Here is a 25,520-nt window from a genome sequence, read left to right on the forward strand (position 1 = left end):
CCGGAGGAACGCATGACGACCGCGCTGAACACGTTGTTCATCACCGCCGAGGGCACGCGCCTGAACAAGGAGGGCGAATGCGTGGTGGTGACGGTTCAAGAGCAGAAGAAGGCCGAGGTCCCGTTGCGGCACCTTCGCTCGGTGGTGTGTCTGACGCGGGCGTGGTTGACGCCAGAGTTGATGGAGAGCTGCCTGGAGGCGGGTATCCATGTCTCCTTCTTTGGGATGACCGGGCGTTTCCTCGCGCGGGTGGAGGGCGTGCCCGGTGGCAACGTGTTGTTGCGGCGACAGCAGTACCGGGCGGCGGATGATGCCGCGCGCTCACTGGCCATCTCCCGGGCCATGGTGTTGGGGAAGTTGGGGAACGCGCGGGCGTTCGTGCTGCATGCGCGGCGTGACGCGGCGGCGGAGCGGCAGGAGGTCCTCTCGGAGACGGCGCGGCGCCTGTCGGAGCATCTTCGCGCGCTGGTTCGGGCGGAGGAACTGGAGCAGGTGCGAGGGCTGGAGGGCATCGCTGCGCGCGACTACTTCGAGGCCTTTCCCGCGCTATTGAAGAAGAGCGCCAGTGGCTTCGAGTTCGACGGCCGTAACCGTCGCCCTCCGAGGAACCCGCTCAACGCGATGCTCTCGTTTGGTTATGCGCTGCTGGCGCAGGATTGCGCGGGGGCGCTCGCGGGCGTGGGATTGGACCCGGCGGTGGGGTTCCTGCACGAGGACCGTCCCGGACGTCTGTCCTTGGCGTTGGATTTGATGGAGGAGTTCCGCGCGCCGGTGGTGGACCGGCTTGTCTTCTCGCTGGTGAACCGTGGGCAGTTGAAGCTGGGGGACTTCCGGACCGAGTCCGCGGGAGCGGTGCTCCTCAAGGATGACGCGCGCAAGACGTTCCTGGTGGCGTATCAGGAGGCGAAGCAGGTGAGCGTGCGGCACGCATTCCTGGGGCAGGAGACGACCTGGGGCATGGCGCCTCACCTGCAAGCGCTGTTGCTGGCGCGAAACATCCGAGGTGAGCTGGATGGCTACCCTCCCTTCGCGATGCGCTGATGCGTAAGCTCACGGTGTTGATTTGTTACGACGTGCGGGTGTCGGACCCTCAGGGGGCTCGGCGCCTGCGCAAGATTGCACGGGCCTGCAAGGACCATGGCGTACGGGTGCAGTACTCCGTCTTCGAGTGCGTGCTGGAGCCCAAGGACTGGGTCGTCCTGCGCGCTCGCTTGCTGGCGGCGTTCGAGTCGGAATGCGACAGCCTGCGCTTCTATTTCCTGTCGGAAGACGATGCCCGGAAGACGGAGCATCATGGTGCCAGGCCACCGCTGGACGTCGAGGGACCGCTGGTCCTGTAGCCGCCCGCGAACCGCCCCCGGTGGTCCCTCCGCCGAGGGTTCGCGCTCTTTGAAATCCCGAATAGTTTTCGAAGGTTGGAGGATGCGGAGCGGGCGCCGATGGCCCGCGTGCCGGGCTCCCGAGGCAGGTTCGCGAATCGTGGTCAAATTCCGTAGGAAGAACGGTAAGTTGGCGGGGCAGGGTCGCTCCTCGTGAACGCGAGGAGCGTGGGTTGAAACCAGCCGCGCAGGGACGGGCAGCCGCAGATGATGGTCGCTCCTCGTGAACGCGAGGAGCGTGGGTTGAAACGGCTCGGTGCGACTCCAGAAGTTGCAGGGCGAGGTCGCTCCTCGTGAACGCGAGGAGCGTGGGTTGAAACGACCCGAACCAGTTGGTTGCGCAGGCCGAGCAGCGTCGCTCCTCGTGAACGCGAGGAGCGTGGGTTGAAACAACGTGGCTCTCAGCTTGCGCAAGCGGGAGAGCGGTCGCTCCTCGTGAACGCGAGGAGCGTGGGTTGAAACGTTGCCGGGCCTGCCGCCACGGACGCCGTGCTGGAGGTCGCTCCTCGTGAACGCGAGGAGCGTGGGTTGAAACGCCCGACGCGGGGCATCGAACGAGGGCACCTGGAGTCGCTCCTCGTGAACGCGAGGAGCGTGGGTTGAAACAACGGCACTCCCATCCCGCCAGCGTCGCCGGACGTCGCTCCTCGTGAACGCGAGGAGCGTGGGTTGAAACTTCGCGGGCGGGGTGGTGGTGGGCACCGCGGGCGTCGCTCCTCGTGAACGCGAGGAGCGTGGGTTGAAACATCGCTTCGTCTCCGTGGTGTTCGGTGTTCTGGCCGTCGCTCCTCGTGAACGCGAGGAGCGTGGGTTGAAACTCCGGACTGCGTTGAACAACCTCCGGGCCTGAGTCGCTCCTCGTGAACGCGAGGAGCGTGGGTTGAAACCGCCCCCGGCATCCCCCGCGGCCTCGGCGGCGGCGTCGTCGCTCCTCGTGAACGCGAGGAGCGTGGGTTGAAACACCAAGCTGAACTCACAATCCAGGAGCTGCTCCGTCGCTCCTCGTGAACGCGAGGAGCGTGGGTTGAAACCCGAAGCCTCCCCCCTTCGGTGGCGGAGCGCCCGTGTGTCGCTCCTCGTGAACGCGAGGAACGTGGGTTGAAACGGGCAAGGCGCCCCTGCGAGGCCCCACGGTGGGCCGTCGCTCCTCGTGAACGCGAGGAGCGTGGGTTGAAACCTGCATGGCCGCCACCAGCGGCGCGAGGTAGCCGCGTCGCTCCTCGTGAACGCGAGGAGCGTGGGTTGAAACAGCCCGACGATTGACCAGGACAACCCCACTCGGGCCGTCGCTCCTCGTGAACGCGAGGAGCGTGGGTTGAAACGTCGACCAGCCCTTGCACGCCCAGGTGCTCGCCCGGTCGCTCCTCGTGAACGCGAGGAGCGTGGGTTGAAACATCTCGGCGTCGAGGAGTTGCTCGCGCGACAGGTCGTCGCTCCTCGTGAACGCGAGGAGCGTGGGTTGAAACTCGCGGTAGGTGCGCACGCGCCGGGTGCTGTTGGGTCGCTCCTCGTGAACGCGAGGAGCGTGGGTTGAAACTCCGCGTTGGTCGAGATCGCGCCGAACGTCGAGGCGTCGCTCCTCGTGAACGCGAGGAGCGTGGGTTGAAACCTCGTCCGCCATTGCTTGCTGCCTTTCGTGCGGTGTCGCTCCTCGTGAACGCGAGGAGCGTGGGTTGAAACCTGCTGCCGTGCTTTCGCCTGGAGGCTGCTCAAGTCGCTCCTCGTGAACGCGAGGAGCGTGGGTTGAAACCCCAGCTCGCCGGCGGCGCGGTACAGCTCGGCGTCGCTCCTCGTGAACGCGAGGAGCGTGGGTTGAAACTAGAGGGCGGGTATACGCACGTTAAGCCTGTCTGGTCGCTCCTCGTGAACGCGAGGAGCGTGGGTTGAAACCTGACGGGAGCAACGGGGTTGCTGTCCATGGCGGTCGCTCCTCGTGAACGCGAGGAGCGTGGGTTGAAACTTCGGCATGTTGGCGGACGGCCTGGGGCTGTAATGTCGCTCCTCGTGAACGCGAGGAGCGTGGGTTGAAACTGGGTCAAGCAGCGTCACGCCCAGGACCCCATCGTCGCTCCTCGTGAACGCGAGGAGCGTGGGTTGAAACACGAGGAAACCGCGCTCTTTGCGCATCCAAGCCCGGTCGCTCCTCGTGAACGCGAGGAGCGTGGGTTGAAACAACATCGGCACGCTCGAAGCCCCCAAGAACACCGGTCGCTCCTCGTGAACGCGAGGAGCGTGGGTTGAAACCCGCGCAACCTCTACTGACAACGGCGCGCCCTGGTGTCGCTCCTCGTGAACGCGAGGAGCGTGGGTTGAAACGCGGTCACCGTCGAGCACTCGCGCCAGCTCGTTGTCGCTCCTCGTGAACGCGAGGAGCGTGGGTTGAAACAATGGGCAGCGTCTACCTCTGCGGGGTGATGGAGTCGCTCCTCGTGAACGCGAGGAGCGTGGGTTGAAACCTCTCCAGCCTGCTCCCGCGCGAGCTCTACGTGGGCGTCGCTCCTCGTGAACGCGAGGAGCGTGGGTTGAAACGATTACCGTCGGCCGCCCTGAAGACGACGAAGTGTCGCTCCTCGTGAACGCGAGGAGCGTGGGTTGAAACAAGGTGGAGAGGATTCGCAAGAGCCCGCCATCCGTCGCTCCTCGTGAACGCGAGGAGCGTGGGTTGAAACGTCCCCTCGTCGAACACCTTCACGAGATTCTCGACGTCGCTCCTCGTGAACGCGAGGGGCGTGGGTTGAAACAAGTAGTCGCACACTTGATCGATGGTCCACAGGCATGTCGCTCCTCGTGAACGCGAGGGGCGTGGGTTGAAACTGGCGGGCGGTGGCGGAGGCAACGCGGGCCCACCTGTCGCTCCTCGTGAACGCGAGGGGCGTGGGTTGAAACCCGGCCGCGGAGCGGGTGTTGGTGCCGTTGGTGGTCGCTCCTCGTGAACGCGAGGGGCGTGGGTTGAAACAGCAACTCCAGCTTCGAGCGGCTCCACATGGACGGTCGCTCCTCGTGAACGCGAGGGGCGTGGGTTGAAACTTCACCCTGTGAGGCTCGACGTGGACTGGTGCTGTCGCTCCTCGTGAACGCGAGGGGCGTGGGTTGAAACAAGGGGCTGACGGGTGCGAACCCCGCGGGCCTCGTCGCTCCTCGTGAACGCGAGGGGCGTGGGTTGAAACCGGTCGAGCTTGCACAGGGAGACCTCACTCGCTGAGTCGCTCCTCGTGAACGCGAGGGCGTGGGTTGAAACCAGATTGACGACCGCAGCCATGGGGAGTGGCTCGTCGCTCCTCGTGAACGCGGGGGCGTGGGTTGAAACTTGCCCTTCTCCGGACCCTCGAAGGTCTCGATGAAGTCGCTCCTCGTGAACGCGAGGGGCGTGGGTTGAAACCGCCAACCGTTGAGGTCGAGCCCAGCCGCTTCGCGAGTCGCTCCTCGTGAACGCGAGGGGCGTGGGTTGAAACGCGTACGCCTCCACGTTGGGCGCAATCTCCACGAGTCGCTCCTCGTGAACGCGAGGGGCGTGGGTTGAAACCTTTCGGAACCGCGCAGCCTGCCGAACGCTGAGTCGCTCCTCGTGAACGCGAGGGGCGTGGGTTGAAACGCATGGCTGAGACGGGCGAGTATTTTCCGGGCAAGTCGCTCCTCGTGAACGCGAGGGGCGTGGGTTGAAACGTGCATGTCCCCGCTGAGTCTCTCATCGCTGCCTAGTCGCTCCTCGTGAACGCGAGGAGCGTGGGTTGAAACCTGCACGATAGCATCCTCAAGACGCCGGGTGCTGGTCGCTCCTCGTGAACGCGAGGAGCGTGGGTTGAAACTCCAGCTTGTCGTGCTTGCCCACCATATGGACCAAGGTCGCTCCTCGTGAACGCGAGGAGCGTGGGTTGAAACTCCCGCGCACGATAGCCCAGCTCCAGCCGCCCGGTCGCTCCTCGTGAGCGCGAGGAGCGTGGCTTGAAACGTACTGGTGGATTCGCTGCTGGAGCGCGACGCGCAGCGGTCGCTCCTCGTGAACGCGAGGAGCGTGGGTTGAAACTCTGACGAGGCGCCCCGCGAGTGGCTCCTCCCGTCGCTCCTCGTGAACGCGAGGAGCGTGGGTTGAAACGCCACACCTCCAGCGCGCGCACGCCACTGCTGGTGTCGCTCCTCGTGAACGCGAGGAGCGTGGGTTGAAACTGCATGATGCCGTTGCGCAACTCTGCTGTGAGCGGTCGCTCCTCGTGAACGCGAGGAGCGTGGGTTGAAACTGGGCGCTGACGGAGGCAGTGGGGAACATCGAGGTCGCTCCTCGTGAACGCGAGGAGCGTGGGTTGAAACAGCAAACGACTGGACCGACAAGCCAACCATCGCAGGTCGCTCCTCGTGAACGCGAGGAGCGTGGGTTAAAACGCGTTCTACTACGGGCCCTGGCAGTGCAAAGCCCAGCCGCTCCTCGTGAACGCGAGGAGCGTGGGTTGAAACAATCAGGATGCGGAGGCTCAAATCTTGGCCTGGGGGCGCTCCTCGTGAACGCGAGGAGCGTGGGTTGAAACCGCTCGGCATGGAGTACTGCGGCAGGCCGTGCAGGTCGCTCCTCGTGAACGCGAGGAGCGTGGGTTGAAACAGAGATGTGTCGCCTGGGGGCACGGAACTGCTCTGTCGCTCCTCGTGAACGCGAGGAGCGTGGGTTGAAACGCGCGGAACGGGGCGCTCGTGCAGGTGGTCAAGGTCGCTCCTCGTGAACGCGAGGAGCGTGGGTTGAAACCGCGCGGCGAATCTCTACTCTGGGCACCGACTCAGTCGCTCCTCGTGAACGCGAGGAGCGTGGGTTGAAACAAAAACGCGGGTTACATGAGCGGCCTCGCGGTGGAGTCGCTCCTCGTGAACGCGAGGAGCGTGGGTTGAAATCGATGCGGAAGGGGACTCGTACGAAGTTCACGCAGTCACTCCTCGTGAACGCGAGGAGTGTGGGTTGAAACTGGGACAAGGCGAATGCGCTGGAGTTGCTGTCGAAGTCGCTCCTCGTGAAAGTGAGGAGCGTGGGTTGAAACAACCAGGACGCCGAAGCTCAGATTCTGGCCTGGGTCGCTCTTCGTGAACGCGAGGAGCATGGGTTGAGGCCGCGTCGAGGTGCAGTGCTCGTCGGGCACGTCGTCGCTTCTCGTGAGCGCGAAAAGTGTGGGGCGAACCAAGTCTGGCCGCGCGCGATAGTCGCGGAGGCGAAAGTGAGGGCGCTCCAAAAGAGCGCCCTCGCGAATCGCCGTGCGGTCCTTCAGTTCACGACGAGCGCATCCGCCGACGTTCGTCGAAGTCTCCGAAGAGGGCTTCTATCACCTGTCGAAGGGACGCCTTCTCAAGGGAGGGGAACGGATTGATACCCTTCTCGTTGTAGATCTCGACGCCGTTCTGGAAGACGGTGAACCCGGCGCTGGGCCAGGAGTACACGGCGAGGTGTCCTTCGGGGTGGCGCTCAATTTCGATGCGGCCCCCAAGAGGGCCTTCGCAGGTGATCTCAAGCCTTCCGCTCGCGGGAATGGAAAAACACATTCCAGACGGCTCAAGCCAAAGCTCGATAGGCGTCAGGCCGGGGTTTTCGCAGGTAATGCGTTCCGTGATTCGTTGCATGTCGACATGGCCCTTTGTGGTGGCGGTCTTGCTCCGGATTGAAGCACGGCGGTCGGTGATCGGGGGCGGTTTTCTTTGCCAATCCACGCCACGGGAGGCGCACCCGTAACCCCCTGTCCCCACTGCGTGACCACGTGGTTCACTGTGCGCATGACGCGAGTTCACCACATCGCCGTCGTCATCCTGTTGGCGTGCCCCCTGCTGGGTGCAGCGCCTGCGGTTCCCAAGACTGGGAACCCAAAGCCCGTGGCTCCCAAGAAAGTGACCCCTGTGAAACCCGCTCCCACCTGGCGCTTCGAGCTCTTTCACCAAGTCGATCGTGGCAACCCGAACGCGGGGAGCGACGTCCATATCGACCCGGACGGGAAGCAGTATGGGATGGGGAAGGCGGACTACCGGCCGTTCATCGAACGGTGTGAACTCGTCCCTCCCTCGGGCTTCGACCCACTGTCCGCCAAGCTCGTCTTCCTCCCCTACTTCAGGGAGCAGAAGCCCGAGACGACGTTGGGTGATTACTTCAAGGCGCAGGCGATCAAGGGTGCCACGCTCCGCGAGATGTTCCCTCGGGACCTCGAGGGCTTCCTCCGCCACCCCGAGGACATTCGGGATTCCTTCTCCACGCTCGTCGAGCCGAAATCGCAGCCGATGAGCCTCCTCGTCATCTGGAACCCCGAGGGGCAGTGGTACGTCGACGAGGTCTTCTACCGCATCGAAGGCATCGACGGTTGGCAGCGGCAGGCGTGCTCCGATGTGGTCGAGGGCTCTTTCGAAGACTTCCGCCGGCACTTCCCGTTGCTCCAGCCGCGCCTGGACGAAGGGCTTTCACCACTCCAACATCCCACGCGGCGCAAGCACCGGTTCTCCGCGGACGCGCCCGCCATTCGGCTCGAGAAGTCGCCGGGCATGCCCAATACACGGCACTACTGGCTGCATGTCTTCGAGGATGGCCGCTTCACGCTCAGCGGCTCGCGCAAGGCCGAGGTGAACTCCACCGACGCCAGCCGCCTCACGACGCTGCTCATCGCCGCAAGCCGTCTGGGCGAACACGAGGATTTCCTCGGCGTTCCCCTGTCCCAAGCTCACGACCGGCAGATGACGACGTTCGAGTTCTCGGTGGAGGGCCGACGCACCCGTGTGACGCTGGGCAGCGACACGCCGCCCGACATCCTGCGCTTCATGCAGCAGGTGGCCGCCGCCTACGGCATCGGGCTCTGAGCGCCGGGCCCGCGCGCTCCCCACGGCTGGAGGAACGACTCCGTCTCCTCCAGAATCCGCGGCAGTGACGCGGTGAGCTCGTGCCCGTCCGCCACCTCCACCAGCCGGACGTGGCGTTTGCCCTCCGCCCACTGGCGCGAGTTGCGGACGTCACACGTGTCATCCTGGACGCCGTGGATGATGAGCGTCGGCACGCGCACGTCCGGCCAGCCGCCCGTGCGTGCGTCCACCGCCTCCGCGTCCGCGATGAAGCCCGAATGGATGCGCACCTTCTGCTTCGTCACGAAGTCGTCCGTCTCAATCCAACCGGACGTCTGCCAATGCTGCCACGCGGCCTCGCCCATCCTCCGGCGAAGCTGCGGCACCACGCGGAAGGCGGGCGCCAGCAGCACCAGCGCGCAGACGCGTGCGTCCTGCTCCGCCATCCGCGCCGCCGTGAGCCCGCCCAGGCTGGAGCCCAACAGCACCACGCGCTCCTCGGGGCCGCCCATCGCCGCGCGCACCGTCTCCAGGATGGCACTCAGGCGGAGCTGCTCCAGCGAAGGCACCCGGAGGTTGAGACGCTCCACGTGGACCCCCTGGCCCGCGTAGTGCCGCGCCACGGCCACGCCCTTGGCCGAGTCCGGCCCCGAGGCGAAGCCATGCAGGTACAGCCAGCGGGGACCCACGGAGGTCGACGGCGTCGAGGTGCTCATGCCGCGCACTGTAACGGCCCCGCGTGCCCCTGGCTTCAGAACCGGGCCACCGGCCCGGCGATCACCGACTGCATCAGCTTGGCGCACTGCTGGAGCGTATTCGCCGTCAGCTTCACGTCGCAGAACTGGAAGCCCGTGGAGACGGACACGCCCCAGCGCTGGCTGAACCAACCGTCGATGCCCACCCGGAAGGCCATGCTCGTGGTGTCGATGTTCTCCCGCATCCACGTCCCCACGTCATCCGGCGTGAAGGTGCTCCCCCAACTCTTCGACAGGCGCGCGCCCACCCACGGCGTGATGGGCTTGTCCTTGAAGAAGCGCAGCCGCGCCTCGATGCCCACCGCGCGGTAGTCCAACTGCGCGCGCTCCAACTGCCCCGAGCGCATCGCGTCCGGGAACTGCTGACCCCACGTCTCCGAGATTTCCGCCAGCAGGCCCACCGACAGCCCTTGGGGCATCTCCACGCCCAGGTACCCGTGCAGCGCCGGCCCCTTCGTGCGGAAGTTGCTCAGATGGTCCAGGGTGATGCCCGCGCCCAGGGACGCATAGCCATTCCAACCCGCTGCCAGCCCCTCGGAACCCACACACAACACGCCCACCACCGCCACCCACATCGACTGCTTTCTCATGCGTTGCAGTCTATGCTCGGAGGTTTCGATGGGGGACTTCTCGTGCCGCTGCGTGTCATGAAATCGGGCAGAGTCTTGTTCGGGCGCTTGGGAATGCGCGGCCCGGAAGACAGTTGACGCGCGGCATTTCGCTGAAGGGAGGGCGGGGAGGGGACCTGCACTCTCCTTTCAGCGGTCAAGTCCGACGATTAGGGTTGTGTCCCATGTCCAGCTCCTTCGAATCCGCTGCCTCCTCCGTTCGTGATGCCCTGACTGGCGCGGGGAGGGGACTGGTCGAACGCGAGGCGATGGTGGAGCTCATCACGCTCTCCGCGGTGGCGGGGGAGCACCTGCTCGTCGTCGGGCCGCCGGGCACCGCGAAGAGCGAGGCCGTGCGCCGCACCGCCCGCGCCCTGGGCGGCGCCTACTACGAATACCTCCTGGGCCGCTTCACCGAGCCCTCCGAGCTGTTCGGTCCGGTGGACCTGCGCAAGCTGCGCGAGGGGCTCGTCGAAACGGTGACGCAGGACATGTTGCCGGAGGCGGACGTCGCCTTCCTCGACGAGGTGTTCCTCGGCTCCACCGCCATCCTCAACACGCTGCTGGGCATCCTCAACGAGCGCACCTTCCGGCGGGGCCACACGCGGATGCAGTGCCCGCTGCGGGTCTGCGTGGGCGCCTCCAATGCCTTGCCCGAGGACGCGTCGCTGGCGGCCTTCGCGGACCGCTTCCTCGCTCGCATCTTCGTCGAGCCCGTGCCGGACTCCCGGTTGGAGGAGCTGCTCGCGGGGGGCGCCTCGCTGTGGGACGAGGGCTCGGTTCCCACCGCGTCGCTGGCGTCCCTGGATGTCATCGCCCAGGTGGCCCGCGAGGCGGACCTGTCGGAGGTGCGTCCGCACCTGGCGCATGCGCTGCGCGCGCTGCGGACCGCGGGGGTCATCCTCTCCGACCGCCGCGCGGTGAAGGTGCAGAAGCTCATCGCCGCCGCGGCAGCGCTCGCGGGACGGCGCACGCCGGGCACGGCGGACCTGTGGCCGCTCGTGTATGCCATTCCCACGAAGGAGGGGCAGGCGCTCGCTCGGGACGTGCTGCGGGATGCGCTCGCTGGAACGGAGAACGCGGCCTTGCCCGCCGCGGCGCTGGAGGCCAGCGCGGGCCCCCTGGCGCGGGCTCGGCGCATCGCCAACGCGGGGCAGCAGTTGCTCGCGGAGCGGCCCTCGGCGGAGGGGCCGCTCGCTGCCTGGCGGCTCAAGCTGGAGGGCGTGGCGCGGGAGATGGACGCTGGCTTCTCGGCCGAAACCCTCCCCGATGACTTGAAGGTGCTGCGCGCGGAGCTGGCGAGCGTGCTCGCCGCTGGTTCCGAAACGCCAGGGGTTGAGGTGACGGTGTGATGGCGCCAGCAGCGAGGGATGAAGCCATGGCCTGCGCGCCGCCGCGAGCAGAGGTGACGGTGCGATGATGGCGTCAGCGAGAGGCGAAGCCTTGGCCCGCGTGCCGCCGCACTCGCACCTGCGAGCAAAGGTGTCGGTGCGGTGATGGCCTCAACGAGGAACGAAGCCACGCTGCACTGGCACCCTCGCTCCGAGCCGCTGGAGCCACTCGCCGTGGTGGGGGAGGGGGCCGTGGCGGTGGCGCTCGCTCGCCGGGTGCTCGCGGAGGACGATGCTCGGCTCGCCGCCTGGGAGGGCGTCGCGGGGCCGGGGGTGCTCGTGCTGCTGGGGGCCTCGGAGTCCCTTCCGTGGGTCGATGGCGCCGTGTACCTGGGCCGCGATGCCGACGCGCCCTCGTTGCTGCTGCCCTGCGCGGTGGCGCCGGGTGTGGCGGTCTCGCTGTTGGAGCACGCGTTCCTCGCGCGTGCCGAAGGTGGCGCGCCGCTCGCGGTGCTGCCCGCGTCCTTGCACCTGGTCAGCGTGGGGGCGGCGCGGAGCGTGTCGCGCACCACGCTCGTGGCCTGGTTGGAGGAGGGGCAGTCGGGGGTTCCTCCTGGAGACACGCCGTGACGGCCTTGCCCCACGCGCTGCGGCCCTGGGCCGCGACCTTGTCCCAGCTCCCCTTGGAGCTGGCACTGCACCTGGGGCCCCTGGTGGCCCGGCTGTCCGTGGCGCTCGGAGCCACGCGGGTTCCCACGGAGATGATGGGTGGAGAGCCGCAAGGGTATGACGGCCTCTCCCGGCGAGGCACCCTCGACCGCTTGCTCGTGAGCGAGTGGCTGTGGGCACTGGAGGACCCCGACGAGCTGGTGCGCCGCGCCGCCTTCGGTGAGCTGTCCTACCTCCAGCCCTCGTTCCGCCAGCCCCGAAGCGAGAAGCGCATGGTGGCGCTGCTCGACGCCGGGCCGGACCAGCTCGGGGCGCCCCGCATCGCGCACCTCGCGTTGCTCATCGTGCTGGCCCGCCGGGCCGAAGCCGAAGGCGCCGCGTTCTTGTGGGGCATCCTCCAGGCAGACCCCGGCAAGGGGCACTTTCCCGACGTCACCCCCAGCTCGCTGCGCGAGTGGCTGGACGCACGGAGCCTCGAACCGCCCACGGCCGAGCGGCTCGCGGCATGGCGTCAGGCGCTCGCGGCCGACACGGATGCGGTGGAGGCCTGGCTCGTGGGCGCACCGCGCCTGTCCCGGCTTCCCGGCGCGGAGACGCTGTCGCGCGTGGAGATAGCCGAGGTGATGGCGCCCGAGGTGCGCCAGCTCGCGGTGGAGGTGCATCCCATCGCGCGAGGCCCGCGCTCCGTGCTGCTCGACCTGCCGCCCCCGGCGGACAGCGTCCGCCTGCTCAAAGCGTCGTTCGAGCCGGAGCCGCGCGCGCCCGTCGCCGCGTCGGTGAGGCGGCTCCGGGCGCCTCGCGTGCGCGCCTTCTCCTTCTCATCGGACGGGCAGCGGTTGATGCTCTTCCATGAGGATGGCGGCGTGGGCGCCATGGCGCTGCCCCAGTCCGCCGGTGCCACCGTGCCCAACCCGACCCGGATGAAGCCGCTCGACAGGGAGGAGTTCCTGGGCGCGGGCTGGCGTGCCGGCATGGGGATGTTCGTCCTGTGCAGGGGCGCGTATGGCTATCGCGTTCGAGGCCAACTGCGACGTCTCGGCGTCCGGCGTCAGCCGGCGCACTTCCCTTGGACGATGCGCGACACGGACGTGCATCCACCCAAGCTCAAGCGAGAACAGTCTCCCGGACGGTTGACGTCCTATTACGACTCACAGGGCCAGTTGTGCCTGCTCTTGTCGGGGCTGGATGAAAACCTCTATCTGTTCGACCACGTCCGCACCGACCACGCGCTGCGAGTGACCTCCGAGCGCGTGGCCAAGGGCGTCCTCACCGTCGCCACCGTGAAGGACCGGTGCGTCCCCGTGATGCGCACCGGGCCGGAAGGCGTGGCGCTCGGGACCGTCGGGATGAAAGAGGTGCGTCAGGTTCCGTTGCCGGACTCAGCGGGCGGGGCCGTCTTCTTCGGTGCCGCGGAGGGCGGCGTGGGGCACCCGGAGCATGGGTTGCTCGCCGTGAACCAGCGCCCGGGCTTGTGGCACCTGCACCAGCAAGGCACCGCGCGGCCCGTGCAGCTCGCGTCGGGGCTGCGGGCGGTGGGCGCGGGCGTCTGCCACCCGTCGCGCGCACAGGCCGGGTTGGTGGCGCTCGACTCCGACCAGCGCGCCTTCTGGTGCGTGGGGCCCCAGAATCAATACAAGCTGACGGTGGCCGAGGCCCGCGTGGTCCACGCGGAGGTCAGTCACGCGGTGCCCGTGCTCGCGTGGCTCACCGTGGAGGGGGAGCTGGTGCTGTTCCACCTTCGCGAGGAGTCGGTGCTCTACCGCCTCCGCGTCGGAGGTGGGGCGTGAGCGCGGCGCTGAGGCCACGGCAGCACGTCCACCGGGGAACGGTGCGCGCCTGGGCGTTCTGGTTCGAGCCAGCGTTGATGGGCGAAGCGGAAGCCCGCCGCCGGATTCTGGCGATGTGGACCCCCACCGTGTCCGTGCGGGCCGTGGCCGGTGGATATCTTGTGGGCTTGTCCGCCCCGCGTGAGGTGCGGTGCTCCGACGCGCCCGGGTGGGTCCTCACGCGGGAGCATGGGGTCCTCACCTCCGCACCGCTGTCCCCGGCCGAGTGGCGGCACGCGAGCCTCCATGAAGGCGCCGGGGTGCTGGTGCTCGGCGGGCGGGCGCAGGTGTTCTCCGTGGAGGCGCTGCCGCGGGTGAACGTGGCCGCGTGGCTCGACGTGTCGGCGTGGACGTGCGTGGCCGTGAAGACGCTGGCCGCGCCGCCCCCGCCCGTGGCCGTGCTGGCGCCGGTGCCGGCCCCGTCGCGTGCGCGCTTCGGCGCCAACATTCCCGAGCCCTCCCCCGAGGCCCAGGCGATGTTCGCGCGCATGGAGGGGCGCGCGCCTCCCCCGAACGTCGCGGCGCATCGCGTGGGATGGTGGGAGCGGCTGCGGGCGCGGTTCGCTCGCGACGGGAGCGTCCTTCGGGTCGGTCCGGGTGTCGCGCACGGCCCGCCCGGCTGGCTGGCGCGGCTCCGTGCCGCGTTTGCGCTGGGCGGCGCGGGAGGTCCCGCCGACGCCGGGACACCCGGGCTGCTGGCGCGGTGGCTCGGGAAGCTCCGGAAGCCCGCGAAGGGCACCGTCCCTCGCGCCCTGCCTGCGTCCACGGCCGTTCCGCCCAAGGGGCCGGGCCCGTGGTCCAGGCTGTCCGGCTGGATGATGCGCAACACCCTGCTGGGCGTCTGGGTCCAGCAGCGCAGGGCGGAGTACATGCGCCGCCTCCTCGAGATGTTCGAGGAGGGCAATCTGCGCGAGGCGATGCGCCATGCCATCCCGCTGAGCAAGGCGGGGAGTGCGACGGCGCGCGAGGCCTTGGGCTTGCCCGGTCCGCGGGAGCAGCTCACCCTCCGGTTGGGTCCGAAGGACCCGGCCACGGTGTTCGATGGGGCGCCGGACGTCCTCGCCGCGCTCCAGCAGCGCTACCGCGAGGCCTTCCGCCGCTTCGAGCGCGAGGGCCGTATCGACGAAGCGGCCTTCGTCCTGACGGAGTTGCTGGGCGCGCACGAGGAGGCGGTGTCCTTCCTGGAGAAAGCGGGCCGCTTCCAGTTGGCGGCGGAGCTGGCCGAAAGCCGCAAGGTGGCGCCGGGCCTCGTGGTGCGTCAGTGGTTCCTGGCCAAGGACGTGGGGCGCGCGGTGGCGGTCGCCCGTCTCAGCGGTGCCTTCTCGGACGCGGTGGCGCGGCTGGAGCGCACGAATTCAGCGGAGGCGCGCGCGCTCCGGCTGCACTGGGCGGAGACGCTCGCGGCCTCGGGTGACTTCGCGCGGGCCGTCCAGGTGGTGTGGCCGGTGCCCGAGCTCCGGGAGCGGGCGCGGGGCTGGCTGGAGCGCGGCGTGGCCGTGGGGGGCGCGACGGGCGCGCGGCTGCTGGCGTTCTGGGCCACGGCGTTTCCGGATGGGCTGGCGGCGGTGGGCGCGCGGGTGCGCGAGCTGCTGGAGGAGGAGGGGCTGGGGCGCGCGACCGAGCGCTTCGTGTTCGGGCTCGCGCTCATGGGCGAGCCGCACTCCGCCCAGCGTGCCGCGCTGGCGGTGCCCACGCTGCGCGCGCTGCTCCGGGACCGGGCCGCGGGCAGTGCCCGGTTCACCTCGGACCTGGACCTCATCAAGCGCCTGTTGAGTGCCGCTCCGGATGCCACGCTGAGCACCGACCTTCCGTCCCTCCCCGACTGCGTGCACCCCGCGTGGCGCGATGACCGCTCGCTGCCTCGCATCGAAGCCACCCTGCGCGCGTCCGAGGCGGGGACCTTCACGCTGCATGACGCGGTGGTGCTGCCCGACGGCCGGCTGCTGTACGCGCTGGGGGAAGCGGGCGCGCGGCTGGTGCGCGCGGACGGCCGGTTGGTGGCGCGCTTCGACGTGCCGGCCTTCCACCTGGTGCTGTCCCTCCACGGCGACAGGGCGCTGGCGCTCGCGCGGCGAGGCGACGTGTGGCGGCTGTCGCGGTTGGACCTGTCCACGCGGCGTGGGGCGTTCTGGTGTGACGCGGCGTTGAACGCCTGGGCGCCGGTGTACGACGGCAGCGTGTGGTTCGCCTCCGTCGAGAACACGGTGCTGATGGTGGACTCGCTCGCGGCCGACTTCCGGGCGCTCTGGCGGGTGACGGACCTGCCCCTCCGGGTGAGCGCGATGGCGGTGGACTCCGTCCATCTGAGCTTCCTCGCGGGCTTCCGGGAGCGGTGGACCTATGCGTTGGACCAGGGGCCCACGTTGCGCTCTCGTGTGGACCTCCCGTGGGGCGAAGCGGATGCACCCATTCTCATGTCATCCCTGGTCACCGCGGCGGTGACGCCGGATGGCGAGGCCGCCGCGAGGCTGACCGTGGTGGCGCCGCCCGAGGACATCGCGCGGCGGGCCGTGGTGAGGCCCACCTCCGTCCGCGGGGTCCAGCGGCCCCCCTTCGACAACCCGGCTTGCGAGGACATCTTCCTCACGGCGTCATGGTGTGTGGAATTGATGCATTCACACGGAGAATGGCAGGCGCAATTGACAGACACACGGGGCGTGTCGCGCGCGGTGCTCACGTTCCAGGGTGACGTGCGCCCCCAGGTGCGCCTCACGGAGGGCACGCTGTTGGTGTTCGACGGCGCGGGCCGGGGCCTGTGGGTGGACTTGGAGAGCGGCGAAGTCCGGCACCTGCCCGTGCCGTGAGCCGTCAGGCGCCGTTGAACAGGCCCGGCGCCAGGGAGACTTCGCTGGCGGTGAGCCGGCGCTGCGCGTCATCGACCTCCAGCACCACCTGCACGCCCTCCACCGTCACCAGCAGGGACGGCGGCGTGCCGGGGAGCGCCATCAACCATGTGGAGGCCAGGGGCAGCTCCGTGCCCACCAGCTCCGCGGCGCGCAGCAGATGGAGGCGCACCGCGTGGCCCAGGGCGCTGGGCAGCGTGCGCAAGGGCAGGCACACGTCCTCGGGCAGTTGCAGCGCGTAGGGTTCGGAGGAGGCCCGCGTGGGCAGCTCGGGCAGGCCGCGAAGCTGGGCGCGCAGCGCGAGGTCCATGGCCTCGGGGGCGTGGGGCTTGCGCAGGTAGCCCACCACACCGTCCAGGGGCGGCTCCTTGCCATTCAGCGCGCCCGAGAACATCAGCACGCCCAGGTGGCGCAGCCGCGCGTTGGTCCGGAGCTGTCCGTAGAGCTCCCAGCCGTCCATGCGCGGCAACAGCAGGTCCAGCAGGATGAGGTCGGGGTGGCTCGCCCGGGGCCGCGTGCACAGCCAGTCCAGGGCCTCCTGTCCGTCCGCCGCGTGGGTGACCTGCACCCCTTCTTCGCGAGCGACCACGTCGAGCCGCTCGCGCCAGGCGAGGTCATCCTCGACGAGAAGCATGTGCTGGAGCGGCCGGGACATGGTGGAGACCGAAGTGGCGCTTCCTGATAGCTCCGTCCCGGGCGCCGCGCCAGGATTCCGAGGGCTTCCCGTTGGGTGTCGGACACCCCAGGGCCACGCGTTTCGCCACGCTGGGGGGACGGCGGCACCGGACGCGGCGGTGAATCCCCGGCAGGGGGGCGGCGGGAAACCCGACACGGGGACCTTCGACCGTATGACATTGCGCCAGGAGGTCTGTGGGGCGCAGGACATCCTCCCGCCATTCCCCGCAATGTATGCCATCAACGTTTCGGGCTGTCACACGCGCGCCGGCGGCGCTATTATCGGCCGGCTCGGCGCGTTCACCGCGGACCGGTGTCTGCCACTCCACAGCGAAGTGAGGGGTCGTCCCCGCATGGCGCTGGAAGCAGACGTAAAACATGCACTCCGGGTACAGCTTGTCGTCACGGTTCCGGCTCGTCAGTCTGAGTCGACCATGGCCCTTCGACTCCAGCTCGCTCCCCGGGCGCTCCGGACCCTGGCTGACTGTTCGACGCCAGTGCGCCAGAAACTCCAGTGTGAACTCGGAGCGCTCGCCGCGGGGCTCCCGCTCGACGGGCCGCTCATGCCAGACCAGGACGGGTCGGTGGTGCTCGACTCCGGTTTTCGCGTCCGCTACGAGCTGGACCTCGGCCGCGGCCTGCTGCGGCTGACGCACGTCGCGGCGCCTTCGTCCCCACTGCCGTGGCCGGACGTGCCGCCCGTGGACCCTTAGTCCGCGGGCGGGCTGTCGCTCCGAGGCAGGCGGACGATGGCGCAGGTGCCGCCGCCGTCACGCGAGGCCAGATGGATGGTGCCGCCGTGCCGGGTGATGATTTCACGGCACAGGTAGAGGCCCACGCCCATGCCCTCCACGCGGCTGATGGTGGACAGCGTGCTGCCGCGCAAGGCGCGCGTGAAGAGCTCCTCGCCTCCGCGCGGCCCCAGTCCAACGCCGCGGTCCTTCACCTCCAGCAGCGCCTCGCCGGGTTGCTTGCGCAGCACCACCTCCACCGGCCCGCCCTCGGGGCTGTAGCGGATGGCGTTGTCCACCAGGTTGTAGACGACCTGCTCCAGGCGCGGCTCGTCCCAGTAACCCTCCACGGGCTCCAGGTCCAGGGTCAGCCGGTGCTGGGGCGCGGAGGCCGCGCGCCGCTCCGCCACGCGCCGCACCAGCGTGGACAGCTCCAGGGGGACCTGGGCCAGCGCCAGGCGGCCACTGGCCAGCTCGGACACGTCCAGCAGTTGGTTCACCAGCCGCGCCAGCCGGTCCACCTGGCGGTCCATGAGGTCCAGGTCCTGCTGGCGCACGGCGCCCGGACGCAGCCGCTGCACGCGCAGCTTGAGCGTGGCCAGCGGCGTCTTCAGCTCGTGGCTGGCGATGGAGAAGAACGCGGACTTCGCCTCGCTGGCGCGCTCGACGTCCAGCAGGTGCCGCTGGAGCCGCGCGGCCATCTCGTCGAAGGCCAGCCCCAGTTGCTCCAACTCGTGGGCGCCCGAGCGGTGCAGCACCCCGAACGCCCGCACGTCGCGCTCGCCCGCGGCCATGCGCCCGGCGGCGTCGGACACCGCCTCCACGGGACGCGAGAGCATGCGCGTCAGCATGCGGCTGACGGGGATGGACAAGAGCAGCGCCATCGCCAGCGTGGCCAATAACGCGCGGTAGGCACCGACGAAGCTGAACTCCAGGTAGCTCATCGGGTGCTCCACCACGATGCGCCAGCCCGGCTGGAGCAGGTCCGAGGTGGCCAGGTGCCGCGTCGCCAGCGTCCGCCGCAGCGTGGGGGCCAGCGGGTCCGCTTCATAGGTGCGGGTGCCGCGGGGAGGCATCTGTTCCAGCGCCTCGCCCAGGTGCGTGCCACGAATGGACGCGGGCTTCGGGCCGGGGTCCGCGCCCGTATCGAAGGCCACGTTGCCGTCCGGGTCCACCAGCAGCGCCCGCTGGCCGTCGGACAGCCGCTCCTGCGCCACCGTCCGCATCCGGGGAAGGTTGATGGCGAGCGACGCGAAGCCCTCGAAGCGCTGCTGGAGCAGCAAGGGGGCCACGGCCACCATGACGGGGCCTGTCACCGTGGCGCGTCCGGCGAACACGCTGCTCACCAAGGGGGCGCGCGTGCGGCGCACATCCTGGAAGTAGGCGCGGTCGGAGAAGTCCTCGCCCGCCACCGGCTTGGACGCCACGCCCAGCGGCGGCCAGAGCGCGACCAGCCGGCCCTCGCTGTCGCCGATGCCACAGTTGATGGAGAAGACGGAGTGGTACGCCCAGTCCCGCAGCAGGCCCTCCAGGGTGGTCTGCGTGGGGCGCTGGCCCTCGCGCTCCCACCAGTCGATGACGACGCTGGCCAGCAACGCCGTCTGGGCCTGGGCGGCGGCCAGCTCCGCGTCCACGGTTTCGGCCAGCAGGTGCGCGGTGGCCAGTCCCTGGTCATCCAGCCGGCGGCGCTCCGCGGCGTAGCGGGAGCGTCCCTCCAGCGTCCCCACCATCAACAGGGGCAGGGTGAGCGCGAGCAGCAGCGTGGAGCTCACCGCCGAGGACAACGAGAAGGTGCACATCCCCTTGGGCAGCAGTGGCCAGAGCCGGGCGCGCACCGCGGGGGACATCATCACCACCTGGGCGAGCAGCGCCGGCAGCAGGCTGTTCAGGGCCTGCTTGAGCGCGATGGCGAGCGCGCTCATCGCCGACACGTCGATGCCCAGCATGTAGCTGACGACGAGGTAGGGGATGCCGCCCAGCCAGTAGAGCCCGTCCGCCTGAAGGGGCCAGTAGCGCCGCGTGAGGGCGCCCAGCGTCACCCCCTCCGCCACCGCGCTGATGAAGGCCCAGGGGTGGCCCCAGAGCTGGATGGTGACGGAACCCGCGATGCCCGCGGCAAGCCCGGCGCCCCAGGGCCCCAGCAAGGGGGCCGCGGGGATGATGAGGAAGAAACCCAGGAGGATGTCGATGCCAGGGATGAACTCCACGGGAAACCGGTTGAGCGCATGGCCCAACAGCCCCACCACCAGCGCCCAGGCAAACCGTGCGCGCCCGCTCATGTCGGGGGGACCCTAACAACGCCACCCGTGGCGGCCTCCAGTGCTCTTTTCACCGACTGTCGGCGGCACGCCGTCCGGACGTGCAGGAGGGCCTGGGGGCTTCCGGACATTTCCGCTGCCGGGCACTCGCCGTGCTTTCGGGTTGTCGCTCCCCGTGGGGCGCCCTACATCCGGGGCAACGTGCCCATTCTCCTGGCCGAGTTCCTCATCCAACAGCGGGAATCCATCATGTCGGCCTGGGAGGCGGAGGTGCGCCGCATTCCCGCGGCCCAGGCGCTTCCCCGGCTCGCGCTGCGGGATGGGCTGCCCCGGCTGTTGGAGGTGGTGGCCGCGCTGATGCGTCGCGGCGGGGGCACCCTCGGCGTGGAGGCGGGCCTGGGGGAGATTCCGGACCGGCATGCCATCGAGCGGCTGGGCGAGGGCTTCGACCTGCGCCAGGTGGTGACGGAGTACCGGCTGCTGCGGGCCTGCGTGCTCAAGCAGTGGACGGCCCGGGAGAACGCAACCCACCGGCCGGAGGCGGAGCTCGTCTTCCACGAGGCCATGGACGAGGCGGTGGCGGCCTCCGTCAGCCGGTACTCGCTGGCGCGCGAGCGCACGTTGCAGGCCCTGGACCGCATCAGCACCGCGGCACTGGGCAGCGCCGACGCGTCGGGGCTCCTTCCGCGCCTGCTCCAGGTCCTCCGCGAGACGGTGGCCGTGGTGGATGTGGCGGCCGTCCTGTTGGTGGAGGGCGGCGTGCTGCGCGTGGAGTGCGTGGTGGGCCGGGGGCTGACGACGGGGGCCGTGGTGCCCCTGGGCGAGGGGTTCGCCGGCACGGTCGCCGCCACGCGCCAGTCGCTCCTGGTGCGCGAGGTGCGCTCGGACAGCCGGGTGAGCGAGCCGTGGTTGCGCGACGCGGAGCTGACGGCGCTGTTCGGCGTGCCGCTGCTGCTGGACGCGCAGCTCCTGGGCGTGGTGTTGATGGGCAGCCAGGGCACCCGGGAGTTCTCCGAGGAGGACCAGTTCCTCTTCCGGGCCATGGCGGCCCGCACCACCGCGGTGCTGTTGCAGGCCCAGGCCCACGCCCGCGAGCGCGAGGCCCGCGCGGAGGCGGAGGCGTCGCTGGCCCGCCTGCGCGAGAGTGAAGCGGGGCTGCGCCGCTGGGAGCAGGTCTTCAAGCGGCTGGGCGTGGGCGTGGCCGTGGTGGACGCGGTGGACGAGACGCTGCGCGAGGTGAACCCGGCCTTCGCGCGCATGCACGGCTATGGCAAGGAGGAGCTCACCGGCCGGCGGCTGGAGGACACCTTCGCGCCCGAGGCGCGCGGCGTGCTCCCCCGGCACCTGGCGGTCGCGAACTCCAAGCCGTCCCACGAGTATGAGTCGCTGCACATCCGCAAGGACGGCACCCGCTTCCCCGTCTTCACGCACGTGACGGCCTTCAAGGACGCGTCCGGGCGCGTGGAGCAGCGGGTGGCCACGGTGGTGGACATCACCCAGCGCCGGGCCATGGAGATGGACCGGCAGCGGCTCTTGAACGCCATCGAGGCGGAGCGCGCGCGCCTGGCGTCCGTGTTGGACCAGATGCCCGCGGGGGTGTTCATCGCGGAGGCGCCCTCTGGCCGCCTGGTGATGGCCAGCCGCCAGGTGGAGGTCATCACCGGCAAGCCCTTCCATCCCTCCGAGTCCATGGGGCACTACCTGGACGACTATGGCGTCTCGCTGCATCCGGACGGGCGGCCCTACACGCTCGACGCGCTGCCCCTGGCGCGCAGCCTCCGGTACGGCGAGGTGGTGCAGAGCGAGGAGATGCTGGTGCCGCGCGCGGACGGCCAGTACGTGACGGTGCTCCTGTCCAGCACGCCCATCCTGAACCGGGAGGGGGACATCATCGCGGCGGTGGCCACCATGGTGGACGTCTCCGAGCGCCGCCGCGCCCAGGAGGCCGAGCTGCAGGCGGCCCGCTTCGGCGAGCGGCTCATCGCCATTGTCAGTCACGACCTGCGCAACCCGCTCAACGCCATCCACCTCTCCGCCACGCAGTTGCTGCAGAGTGAGGCGCTGCCCGAGCGCGAGCGCCGGCTGGTGACGCGCATCGCCCGTTCGGGTGACCGGATGAAGCGGATGATCGCCGAGCTGCTCGACTTCACCCGGGGACGGCTGGGCGGCGGCATCCCCATCCAACGCGCGCCGGGGGACTTGAGGTCGGTGCTCCGGCTGGGCGTGGAGGAGCTGGAGGCGGCGTGGCCCGACCGCAAGCTGACGCTGCGGGTGGGCCCCGGGCACTACGAGGGCGCGTGGGACGCGGATCGGCTGCTCCAGGTGGTGAGCAACCTGGGCGGCAACGCGCTCCAATACAGCCCGCCGGATGCCCCGGTGACCTTCAATCTGTCGGACGGTGGGGACTCCGTGGTGCTGGAGGTGCACAACCCGGGCGAGCCCATCTCCCCGGCGATGCTGCCCCGGCTCTTCGACCCCTTCCGCCGTGGCACCATGGCGGGTGTCGGCGGAGGTGGCAGCAGCGGGTTGGGGCTGGGGCTCTACATCGTCGAGCAGGTGGTGAAGGGGCACGGGGGCCGCATCGACGTGACGTCCTCCGCGGAAGCCGGCACCACCTTTCGGGTGACACTCCCCCGGCAGCCCACCTGAGGGCGCGGGCTCAGCCGGGAGCCACCACCCGCTCCAGGGTGGCGCGCAGCTCGAAGAGGTCCACGGGCTTGGGCACCGTGGCGCGAATGCCCTCCGGCAGGGGCTGGGAGCTTCCCGCCCCGGAGACGACCACCACGGGCAGTGTGCGCAGCCGGGCGTCCTCACGCACGTGGCGCATCAGCTCCCAGCCGCTCATCACCGGCATCATCAAGTCCAGCAGCACCGCGTCCGGCCGGGGCGGGCGGTTCAGCCGCTCCCAGGCCGACAGCCCGTTGCCCGCCGTCTCCACGGTGAAGCCCTCCAGGGTGAGGAACTCCTCCAACAGCTCCCGGCTGTCGGCATGGTCTTCCACGAGGAGGACGAGGTTGGGCGGGGACATGAGGCTGTAGCCTTGTACTGAAGTCCAATGTCCGCCAGGGCCGACAGCCCGTGCGTCCGCCCGTGGACGCCCGGGGTGTCCACGGGCTCACGGTGCGGGAAAGAACCAAGATGTCGGCTTTTTCTCGAATGTGTCTGGTTTGACTCGTGTGTGACACGCCGTCACCCGCGAGGGCATCCAACCCGCGTCTGTCTTCAGCGTCGAAAATGACACCTGGAGGTGTCCGGCGGGGGCCGCCCGATGTCTGGAATTATCAATCCGTGAGGCTCGGGTGTCTTCGACCACCCCCTGGGAGGGCTCCTTCCCTACAGACTGATGGAAATAATTGGCTACACATGCACTGGGAGTCCGTGGTATCCGGGGAAACAACACGACATAGAGAAGTTGCCTCGGTGAGAGGCATTCCCGGCACGCGGTTCTGGAAGAGCGCCTTTCACGGGCGGCGTTCCGGTTTCCCCCCAGCAGTGCAGGCATGCTCGCGGCATGCCAGGAGCCAGACATGACACGGTATCAAGGAGTCGGCACGCTCGCGGCGTTGTTCATTCTGGGTGGCTGTGAAGGCACGCTCCCCGAGGAGCCGTCGCCCGGTCAACCCCCGCCCGGCCTCGAGGTGCAGCGGCAGGAATCCAAGCAGACGGGCTTGGACCTGAGCGTGGTGGATGTGGTGGCTTCGTGCGCGATGACGTCGCTGTCCATCTCCGGCGGCATCCGGAACGAGAGCCTCACGGGCATTGGCGGCTCCACCGCCGCGGTCTACGCGCAGAGGCCCAACGGGAACCCCGAGATGCTGGGCGCCATCAACGTGCCCTTCCTCGTCGGCGGGGAGACCTTCTCCTTCGCGCTGTCCTACACTGTTCCGGAGGGCACCACGCGGGTGCTCGTCGTGGCGGATGATGGCGACATCTACCCGGAGGACGACGAGGCCAACAACATCGTCGCCATCGACTTCGAGATTCCCTGTGCCACCAACCAGCAGCCGGTGGCCAACTGCAGCAGCGTGACGGTGTCCGCGAACGCGGCCTGCCAGGGCGTGGCCACCATCGACAACGGCTCGTTCGACCCGGACAACTTCCCGGGGCCGTTCTCCGTGATGCAGTACCCCTCCGGCCCGTTCCCCCTGGGCACCACGCCCGTCCAGCTCTCCGTGTCCGACGGCATGGACACGAACACCTGCTTCGCGAACGTGACGGTCGTCGACAACAGCGCCCCGGTGCTGGGCGGCAACCGCGGCCTGGTGCTCCAGCCGACCATCGGCTCGGACTACGTGCTGGTGTCCCTGGCGGACTGCGCGCTGCCGGCCACCGACAACTGCGGCGGCACGATGGACATGGACGCGTCGGCCACCATCATCCGCGTCACCTCCGACGAGCCCAACGACGCGCTGTCCCTGCTGCGGCTGCTGGCGTGCGAGGACATCAAGCTGAGCCCGGACCGGAAGTCCGCCATGGTCCGCGCCGAGTCGGCGCTGCTGGGCAACGGCCGCGTCTACAACTTCACGTACTCCGTGCAGGACGCGTCCGGTAACGCCTCCATCGGCACCTGCAACGTGAAGGTTCCGGCGCTGCTGGCCAACCCGGCCATCGACTCGGGCGTGGTGTACTGCCAGGGTGAAGGCTGCCCCGCGGGCTCGCGCTACCCCGGCCTGCTCTGCTCGCTGCTGTAGTCGCGGCGCCTGGCTGTACCGCCCCATCCCGCGTGTCTGGGATGGGGCGCTTCCACCGCCGGTGGCCCGAGAACAGGGCCGCCGGCGGTTCGTCGTTTCAGCGCCAGGACAGCGCGAATTCGGTGTCGAGCAGGCCCAGCTCCCGCCCCTGCACCACGATGTCGCGGGCGCCCACGGCCTCCAGTGCGGCGCGCAGCACCCCCTCGTGGTACGGCGCGGGCATGAAGTCCCGCTTCATGACGAAGCGTCCGCTGCGAGGCCCCGTCCACACCATGCTCCGCTCGCCGTAGCTGACCGCGGCGAGGAAGCCCGTGGGCAGTTGGCCGAGCAGCAGTCGGGGCTCGTCGTACGCGAGCATCAGCATGGTGCGGCCCGCCACGGACTCCAGGAAGTCGTGGGTGGCCTTCTCCCCCATGAGGCGGTGCGCGGCGCTCAGGCTCCCGCAGGACTCGGACAAGAGGCCCGCCGCCTGGAACGCCAGTGGGAGGAACTGGGTGATGGGGTAGCTGAAGAAGTCGATGTAGCGCTTCTCTGGGAGGGATTGCCGGCAGAGCTGCTCCATGCTGGCGCCGCCCACGCGCCGCACCGTCTCCAGGACGCCCCTGAAGAACATGCCGCGCGCGGTGTCGTCCGGCGTGGCGAGCGCGCAGCGCTGCCGGAGCTCCCGAGAGGCATCCGGACTCAGGGGCTGCGGCGGAACGGGGGCCCGCGGGGGGCGCGGGGGCAATCTCAATTCCATTGCGGAAAGACTCCAGGGACACGAAGGGGGCCGCCGGCCGAAGCCAGACGCGAGGTTCGCCAAGGTGGAATGCCGGCCCCCACAGACGCGGCGAAGACCCAGCCGCGTCTGCCCACACTCACGCGTCCGGCGGCAGTCCCTGAAAGGGCTGCACCGACGGGCCGCGGAAGTGTTGCCGTATTGATGCACATTGCATGTAAAGGTTTCGCGAGGCAACCCTGCTCGATGG

At 69.3% G+C, this 25,520-nt stretch carries 17 protein-coding genes and 2 CRISPR repeat arrays; of the genes, 10 read left to right on the forward strand and 7 right to left on the reverse strand.

Translation table 11 applies throughout. From position 1 onward, the window contains the following. Positions 1–12 precede the first annotated feature (12 nt). Both cas1c and cas2 read left to right on the forward strand, forming a co-directional pair. On the forward strand, positions 13–1,041 hold the full coding sequence (gene cas1c, locus A176_RS36515; RefSeq protein WP_002633767.1) for a type I-C CRISPR-associated endonuclease Cas1c: 1,029 nt from the start codon (positions 13–15) through the stop codon (positions 1,039–1,041). After that, positions 1,041–1,340 carry a CRISPR-associated endonuclease Cas2 gene (gene cas2 / locus A176_RS36520; RefSeq protein ID WP_044889918.1) on the forward strand — a complete coding sequence of 100 codons (300 nt, stop codon included), beginning with the start codon at positions 1,041–1,043 and terminating at the stop codon, positions 1,338–1,340. The genes cas1c and cas2 overlap by 1 nt, the downstream gene beginning before the upstream one ends. Positions 1,341–1,522: 182 nt before the next feature. After that, positions 1,523–4,547: direct repeats of the CRISPR family, unit length 37 nt; unit sequence GTCGCTCCTCGTGAACGCGAGGAGCGTGGGTTGAAAC. A gap of 174 nt (positions 4,548–4,721) precedes the next feature. Next, a CRISPR array of direct repeats spans positions 4,722–6,467; the repeat unit is 37 nt; unit sequence GTCGCTCCTCGTGAACGCGAGGAGCGTGGGTTGAAAC. 156 nt (positions 6,468–6,623) lie between these two features. Here the strand turns inward: cas2 and A176_RS36525 are convergent. Beyond that, a complete protein-coding gene (locus tag A176_RS36525) occupies positions 6,624–6,971 on the reverse strand; it encodes a hypothetical protein (protein ID WP_144429684.1) in 348 nt (115 codons plus the stop codon). A 270-nt stretch (positions 6,972–7,241) separates the two neighbouring features. On the opposite strand from A176_RS36525, the gene A176_RS36530 reads away from it, so the two are divergent. Further along, a complete protein-coding gene (locus A176_RS36530) occupies positions 7,242–8,186 on the forward strand; it encodes a hypothetical protein (protein WP_002633761.1) in 945 nt (314 codons plus the stop codon). Here A176_RS36530 and A176_RS36535 read toward each other — a convergent pair. Further along, positions 8,168–8,881, reverse strand: coding sequence for a YqiA/YcfP family alpha/beta fold hydrolase (locus A176_RS36535; RefSeq protein WP_044889916.1), 714 nt, complete (start codon positions 8,879–8,881; stop codon positions 8,168–8,170). The two genes, A176_RS36530 and A176_RS36535, sit on opposite strands and share 19 nt — an antisense overlap. Positions 8,882–8,916: 35 nt before the next feature. Continuing rightward, positions 8,917–9,510, reverse strand: a complete 594-nt coding sequence (locus A176_RS36540; RefSeq protein WP_044889915.1) for a hypothetical protein — start codon at positions 9,508–9,510, stop codon at positions 8,917–8,919. A gap of 203 nt (positions 9,511–9,713) precedes the next feature. On the opposite strand from A176_RS36540, the gene A176_RS36545 reads away from it, so the two are divergent. The 4 genes from A176_RS36545 (at position 9,714) to A176_RS36560 (ending at position 16,158) form a co-directional block, all read left to right on the forward strand. Next, a complete protein-coding gene (locus tag A176_RS36545; RefSeq protein ID WP_002633758.1) occupies positions 9,714–10,880 on the forward strand; it encodes an AAA family ATPase in 1,167 nt (388 codons plus the stop codon). 144 nt (positions 10,881–11,024) lie between these two features. Next, complete coding sequence (locus A176_RS36550; protein WP_044889914.1) at positions 11,025–11,489, forward strand: bpX5 domain-containing protein; 465 nt, start codon at positions 11,025–11,027, stop codon at positions 11,487–11,489. Next, entirely contained in the window at positions 11,486–13,315 is a 1,830-nt protein-coding gene (locus A176_RS36555) for a hypothetical protein (RefSeq protein WP_002633756.1), read from the forward strand. The genes A176_RS36550 and A176_RS36555 overlap by 4 nt, the downstream gene beginning before the upstream one ends. Further along, on the forward strand, positions 13,312–16,158 hold the full coding sequence (locus A176_RS36560; RefSeq protein ID WP_002633755.1) for a bpX6 domain-containing protein: 2,847 nt from the start codon (positions 13,312–13,314) through the stop codon (positions 16,156–16,158). The genes A176_RS36555 and A176_RS36560 overlap by 4 nt, the downstream gene beginning before the upstream one ends. 4 nt (positions 16,159–16,162) lie before the next feature. Here A176_RS36560 and A176_RS36565 read toward each other — a convergent pair whose 3' ends face one another. After that, entirely contained in the window at positions 16,163–16,852 is a 690-nt protein-coding gene (locus A176_RS36565) for a response regulator (RefSeq protein ID WP_002633754.1), read from the reverse strand. A gap of 454 nt (positions 16,853–17,306) precedes the next feature. On the opposite strand from A176_RS36565, the gene A176_RS36570 reads away from it, so the two are divergent. Further along, positions 17,307–17,585, forward strand: a complete 279-nt coding sequence (locus A176_RS36570) for a hypothetical protein (protein ID WP_226994104.1) — start codon at positions 17,307–17,309, stop codon at positions 17,583–17,585. Here A176_RS36570 and A176_RS36575 read toward each other — a convergent pair. Further along, a complete protein-coding gene (locus A176_RS36575) occupies positions 17,582–19,882 on the reverse strand; it encodes a sensor histidine kinase (RefSeq protein WP_002633752.1) in 2,301 nt (766 codons plus the stop codon). The two genes, A176_RS36570 and A176_RS36575, sit on opposite strands and share 4 nt — an antisense overlap. 228 nt (positions 19,883–20,110) lie before the next feature. Here A176_RS36575 and A176_RS36580 point away from each other — a divergent pair, with 228 nt between their 5' ends. Continuing rightward, a complete protein-coding gene (locus A176_RS36580; protein ID WP_002633750.1) occupies positions 20,111–22,510 on the forward strand; it encodes a sensor histidine kinase in 2,400 nt (799 codons plus the stop codon). Positions 22,511–22,520: 10 nt separating this feature from the next. On the opposite strand, the gene A176_RS36585 is transcribed toward A176_RS36580, so the two are convergent. Further along, positions 22,521–22,889 carry a response regulator gene (locus A176_RS36585; RefSeq protein ID WP_002633749.1) on the reverse strand — a complete coding sequence of 123 codons (369 nt, stop codon included), beginning with the start codon at positions 22,887–22,889 and terminating at the stop codon, positions 22,521–22,523. Positions 22,890–23,388: 499 nt separating this feature from the next. Here A176_RS36585 and A176_RS36590 point away from each other — a divergent pair, with 499 nt between their 5' ends. Next, positions 23,389–24,552: a hypothetical protein gene (locus tag A176_RS36590; protein ID WP_002633748.1), complete on the forward strand. Its 1,164-nt coding sequence runs from the start codon at positions 23,389–23,391 to the stop codon at positions 24,550–24,552. Between the two features lie 97 nt (positions 24,553–24,649). Here the strand turns inward: A176_RS36590 and A176_RS36595 are convergent, their stop codons facing one another. After that, positions 24,650–25,291 (reverse strand): DUF2378 family protein, encoded by a 642-nt coding sequence (locus tag A176_RS36595; RefSeq protein ID WP_002633747.1) that lies wholly within the window; start codon positions 25,289–25,291, stop codon positions 24,650–24,652. Positions 25,292–25,520: the final 229 nt, after the last annotated feature.

Source organism: Myxococcus hansupus (assembly GCF_000280925.3).
GTDB lineage: Bacteria > Myxococcota > Myxococcia > Myxococcales > Myxococcaceae > Myxococcus > Myxococcus hansupus.